Here is a 5,564-nt window from a genome sequence, read left to right as displayed (position 1 = left end):
CCCCTGTGTGCAGGGTTAATAAATAAGCCAGATTATGTCCCCACCTGATTGCAAGGTGGGGTTTATTTTACGCTTACTTTATATCTTCAAATAATGTACCCTGTCCTGCTATTAACAGTGCTGCATCATTTCGTTCATCCGTCACGCTTTTAAAAGCTTGCAGCAAATTAGGGTAATCTTTGGCTTCTTCAAATCGCCCTACCGCAAGCCAAACAAAATTTTCATTTAACCCAAGCTCCCTTCTAAGCTGTAAACGGGCATTCTGATTAAGTTGAAATCGGAATGTATCAATACCGTTAGGCATAAAGATAATTTTGTCTTTCGGTACAGCCCCCACCCGTATGTAGCGGTCAACTGCTGCGCGGCTAACATTGGTTGTTTTATCGGCCAAAAAGTCTGTCATGCGATAAGCAATTTCACGCCACCGCCCGCCTTCGTTCATGTTATGAGCAGTAGAAATAACCACCAGTATTCTGTAAAATACCCTGACAACTCTCCCTAAAAGATTTGCATGAACCATATGGCAATGTAATATGTCAGGCCGCCACTGCCTTAAGATTTTAACCAGCCTGAATACGGCCCGGGGATCCGGCATCCCGCGGCGCATGTTTAAAGTAGACAATGGAATCCCTGCCGCCGCCAATTCTTCCATAAAGGCCTGCGGGGGGAGCATGGACACAACACAGACGTCCCATCCGCGCTTTTTTAATCTAGTAGCCAGGTTTACTAATTGTGTTTCGGCTCCGCCGTAAGCGAGACCTGTAGTAAGAAAAATAACACTAGGGAACACTATTGAGTCCTCCCAAAAAAATAAGCACTTGCAAGATAACTAATACCAATTAGTATTTGATACCCTTTTTAGCCACCTAGGAGTGTAAGTATATATGATATAGAACGCTTTTAATTTTAATAGTCTACCAAGATTTCTATGTTAAGAGAAGCGTTGTTTATTATATTGTTCTAAAACCTTAAGAAAGAAAGATAGTCGAATTTGCTCTTTATAACCTGCATCTAGGCGAAGTACGGCTTCCCTGGGAACTCTCTTGCCACGCCACTTTTTTACAAAAGCCTCGATAGCTTTTATTCCGCAGACCACATTCTGTTCGGAATTAGGAAGTTCTAAAATAAAAGGAACAGGCTCAGGAAAGTCAGTATCTTTATAACCGATGATCGTCGGTAGGCCATAAGCTAAGTACTCTCGCACTTTTAGTGAAGATGCTTCGTTCATTTTTTTCCGATGTAAAGCTAGAGTACCTACGGCAATATCAGCCCTAGCAAGAATTCGCTCGTATTCTCTGCGGAACAAAACCCCATGGAAAGTAACATTTACTTTATTCGTTTCATTTGAATTAAAACCAATGATCTCGAACATCCAATCGGGTTTAAGCTCAGCCAAAGCAAGGATTTTATCTACTCCATGCCAGGGTTGGCCATCGCTACCAATAAATACAATGTGAGGCACATTATTACCTGTAGGTGGCAATGGATTATAATCTTCAAGTTCAATTCCATTCCCTATTACTATAAATGGTTTACGATAACGCATAAAGTGCGGCATTTTAGATAGCTCACTGCTTACAAATACCATCCCGGCTGCTTCACGTAGCAAGAGTCCACGCGTAAAGTGGTTATATATACACCGAAAATCAGGACGTAAGCAATATTCTTTAAGGTCATTGGTATTAATTTCTAATACTAATGGAGCTTTTCTGGCTAGTTCTACGAGAGCAGGATAATATAGGTCAAAGCGATGATATACTATATCAGGCTGCCATTTCAATATAGCCTGAACGGCGGACTTCCAGGCATATAACCTATTCATCCACGATGAGGGAAAATAACGAAAAATTTTCCACGAGTTATATCCACATTCGGCAACTTCACTATTTTCACGAGAAATTTGAAAAATGCCCACTTCATGCCCAAATAAACGCCAAAATTTTACTTGGCATAATATTTTCTTATAAACCCCGCTTTCCATACCATAATTCCAATGAAAAAGAATGGCAATTTTCACGTTTTTCCCCTTTCTTATAATTGACTAATAAACCCATAATAAACCAGATAAAAGGCCATACATATGAACGAGCTATGATAATGGCCGAGCTCGCAAAAAGTAAAAGCACAATAGGAGTTACCATCATCTTTTTCTTCATAATGTTATATCCCTTAACTAATAATAAAATAATTAGAAAGGTAAAGAGGATGAAAGGACCTATGCCATAAGCAACGATAAATGATAGCCAGTTATGTATGTATCCTCCTAACTCTCCCGTTTTCCACCACTCAGCCATATATTGACCTAAAAGCCAGTTATGTCTTAGATAATCTACACCTTCTCTTAATAACATTAATCGCCCTTGAAGCGAAGTATCTGATAGTGGTTGAACGATGATTGACATCATTCGTTCGACTGCTTTTACACTTTTAAAAGTGTTTATAGCATCTCCTAAGACTATAAATATTATCAACAGAGATAAGACTAATACCATAAGAAACATGATACACAAAAAACGCGCCTTAATATCTTTAAGACTATACCATATATGTACCATACCCCACAGGATAAAAAGAAAAAAACTTGTTCTAGAAAAAGACAGAAAAAGAAATGAGCTTGCGAGAAGGTATATCAAAAACTGTACAAGTGGGACAATTTGATAGCTACCCATAAGCAGTAGACTACATATTGCTATAAGGTCCCCCATAACAAGATAGTTAAAAACTTGTCCTGTTTCAGTATTTTTAAAAAAGAAAACAAATATACCATATTTTTTTTGGGCCATCCATACCCCCAATAGTATTACTCCACTTAGCATAATAAAAACTAGCCATAATAGGCTTCGAACCGAGGGTAATTTTTGTATATCTTCAAATCTACTACCTATTGTTAAGCCTATTAACCACATTAGAAGTGCTAAAAGGAACGTTTGAGCAGCATTTTTCCAAAACTCCTCATCTCCTCCTACAGAAAGGATCTCCGAATACCAAATTAAATGTATAGTAACCACCCAGATAACAAGTATCCACCCTATAAATTGAAGAAAAGTGAGTTTCGGTTTGAAGCCATAGAGATAAACATTGAAAACAAATTTTCCAAGGATAAGGCACAGTAAAAATATATACAAAACACTAAGGCGCATAGGGGGTAAAAAGCCCAAGACAGACAAGTAAGCTACTATATTTGAAAGGGCAAATAAAGTCAACGCAAACCAACCACAATAATTATCCAGTATTTTAAGAGTCAATTTAAACGGATCGGCTCCACGATATGCCAAACCATATGACCTCCACCATAGAGAAATCAGGTACATGCTTTTCATTCCAAATTTTTTGAAAGGGCTTGAGAAACAGGTAGTAATAAGAAAAATAGTTCATTCTAGCAGACGCTTCTACGTTTTTACTTGGATAGAGATAAAGAAAGATAGTAACTAATAGCGTATGGCCTCAAAGGAAGAGATATTCAGATTTAGAATTAGAACGCCAGAACCTTAAAGTTTTTTAGAAATTTAGCAGAGTAATAATAGGCATGGCAAACATTACAAAATTGCTATGCCCCTCTAATAATGGAACCTTTTAGGAATAAGCGCTTCGATGGGGACAAATAGCGCTCATGCCAGGGCATCCTCAAAATTCCTCTTGATTTGCTTTTGCATCTCCTCAGTAATCTGCGACCATATGGGCAGGGACAGCACTTCACCCGCTGCTTTTTCTGCTTCAGGCAGGCGATAATTCTTATTGGCATAGACCGGCAGTTTGTGCACCGGCACGGGGTAATAGATCATGGTGGAAATGCCCTGTTCTTCCAGGTGTTTTTTAACTTCGTTGCGTCTGCCGTTTAAGACACGGATGGTGTACTGGTGGTAGACGTGTTTGGCGTATGGGGCTTCATATGGAGTAACGATGCCCGGCACGTCTTTTAGAAGCTCGTTATATCGCTTTGCCGCCTGCCGCCTGGCCTCGTTCCACTCATCAATGTGCGGCAGTTTCACCCGGAGGATGGCGGCCTGGATCTCGTCCAAGCGGGAGTTATAGCCTATCATCTCGTTATAGTACTTTTTTCTCGCTCCATGAACTCTTAGCATGCGGGCTATTTCCGCTATTTCGTCGTCATTGGTAGCGATAAGGCCCCCGTCGCCAAATGCTCCCAGGTTCTTAGAGGGAAAGAAGGAAAAGCAGCCCACATTGCCGATAGTTCCCAGCTTCCTTCCCTTGTACTCCCCTCCAAAGGCCTGGGCCGTGTCTTCGATGACTTTGAGGTTATATTTTGCTGCCAGACCCATAATTGGATCCATGTCTGCCGCCTGGCCGTAGAGGTGAACCGGGAGTATGGCTTTTGTTTTCGGGGTAATGGCAGGCTCGATGAGTTCCGGATCTATGTTAAATGTTTTGGGGTCGATATCGACGAAAACCGGAATTGCTCCCACCTGGCTGATGGCCTCGGCCGTGGCGAAAAAGGTAAAAGGTGTGGTTATTACTTCATCTCCAGGACCAATTCCTGCTGACCGCAGGGCAATTACCAGGGCGTCCGTACCGGAGTTCACGCCTATGGCGTGCTTGACACCGAGGTATGCTGCCACCTCCTGTTCGAAGGCCTTGACATTCGGGCCCATGATAAACTGCCCCGACTTGAGCACCTTCTGAATGGCGGCCATCAGTTCATCCCAGAGGGCTTCGATCTCCGGGGTAAGGTCCAGTACGGGAATTTTAACCTGCTCCATTTCACACCTCAGCTTGTTCTGTAAACAGTTTTTTCTCCCTGCTTCGCGTATTGCTTGCCGCAGGCCGTACAGGTAGCGGTATCTTCTTTAAACTTTAAAGGAAGGCCGCACTCACAGACCCAGCCGGTGATCCGGGCCGGCACTCCTTTTACCAGTGCATAGGGGGGCACGTCTCTGGTCACCACCGCCCCCGCCGCTACAAAAGCCCATTCCCCGATGGTCACCCCGCAGACTACTGTAGCGTTGGCCCCTATGGAGGCACCCTTTTTTACCAGCGTTTTTATATAGTTTTCGCTGGTGTTCCGGGGATAGGCGGAGCGCGGTGTTTTCACGTTGGTAAAGACCATGCTCGGCCCGCAAAAGACGTAATCTTCCAGGATGACCCCTTCGTATACCGAGACGTTGTTCTGTATCTTGACGTTGTTCCCTATTCTGACATTGGAGGCCACAAACACGTTTTGCCCCAGCGTACAGTTTTCCCCTATTTGTGCCCCGGCCATGACGTGGCTGAAATGCCATATTTTCGTGCCTTTTCCTATTACAGCGCCCTTATCTATGTAAGCCGATTCGTGAACGAAGTAATCAATCTCTTTCATAAGCCCTCTTCCTCGTATCATAGTATTAGAACCACCGGACAACCCCAGATTCCAGTTTAGGAATAATATGGGTTGACCGGATGGTTGGGAACCGGTTCCCATATTACGGGTACCGAGGCCAACAAAATCAATGCCTGATTCCACAGCGGGTACAGTACCGGTACCGGTAAATCGCGCGATTACTGTATCGTGGAATGGGTATTGATAGCAGTTGGCCAACAGTACCTCGAATATGGTGGTGATGCCCAAG

General features: G+C 42.9%; 5 protein-coding genes. All 5 read right to left on the bottom strand.

What is annotated here, in order from left to right; translation table 11 throughout:
• Window positions 1-73: 73 nt before the first annotated feature.
• The 5 genes from D7024_RS14535 to D7024_RS14515 all read right to left on the bottom strand — a co-directional run bounded on the left by D7024_RS14535 (window position 74) and on the right by D7024_RS14515 (window position 5,314).
• The gene (locus tag D7024_RS14535) at window positions 74-790 is read right to left on the bottom strand and encodes a glycosyltransferase (protein ID WP_207666975.1); all 717 of its coding nucleotides are present in this window, start codon (window positions 788-790) and stop codon (window positions 74-76) included.
• Between the two features lie 141 nt (window positions 791-931).
• Window positions 932-2,017, bottom strand: coding sequence for a glycosyltransferase family 4 protein (locus D7024_RS14610; protein ID WP_125185667.1), 1,086 nt, complete (start codon window positions 2,015-2,017; stop codon window positions 932-934).
• Window positions 1,962-3,275 (bottom strand): O-antigen ligase family protein, encoded by a 1,314-nt coding sequence (locus D7024_RS14525; protein WP_121452634.1) that lies wholly within the window; start codon window positions 3,273-3,275, stop codon window positions 1,962-1,964. The genes D7024_RS14610 and D7024_RS14525 overlap by 56 nt, the downstream gene beginning before the upstream one ends.
• A 333-nt stretch (window positions 3,276-3,608) precedes the next feature.
• Window positions 3,609-4,718, bottom strand: a complete 1,110-nt coding sequence (locus D7024_RS14520) for a DegT/DnrJ/EryC1/StrS family aminotransferase (protein ID WP_121452633.1) — start codon at window positions 4,716-4,718, stop codon at window positions 3,609-3,611.
• Between the two features lie 8 nt (window positions 4,719-4,726).
• Window positions 4,727-5,314 (bottom strand): acyltransferase, encoded by a 588-nt coding sequence (locus tag D7024_RS14515; protein WP_121452632.1) that lies wholly within the window; start codon window positions 5,312-5,314, stop codon window positions 4,727-4,729.
• Window positions 5,315-5,564: the final 250 nt, after the last annotated feature.

Source organism: Desulfofundulus salinus (assembly GCF_003627965.1).
In the GTDB taxonomy this organism is placed as follows: domain Bacteria; phylum Bacillota; class Desulfotomaculia; order Desulfotomaculales; family Desulfovirgulaceae; genus Desulfofundulus; species Desulfofundulus salinus.
This window is presented reverse-complemented; position numbering and strand designations above follow the sequence as displayed.

Coding starts and splice junctions, on each gene's coding strand:
- D7024_RS14520 (WP_121452633.1), bottom strand. CDS start 4,718: ATGGAGCAGGTTAAAATTCCCGTACTGGACCTTACCCCGGAGATCGAA.
- D7024_RS14515 (WP_121452632.1), bottom strand. CDS start 5,314: ATGAAAGAGATTGATTACTTCGTTCACGAATCGGCTTACATAGATAAG.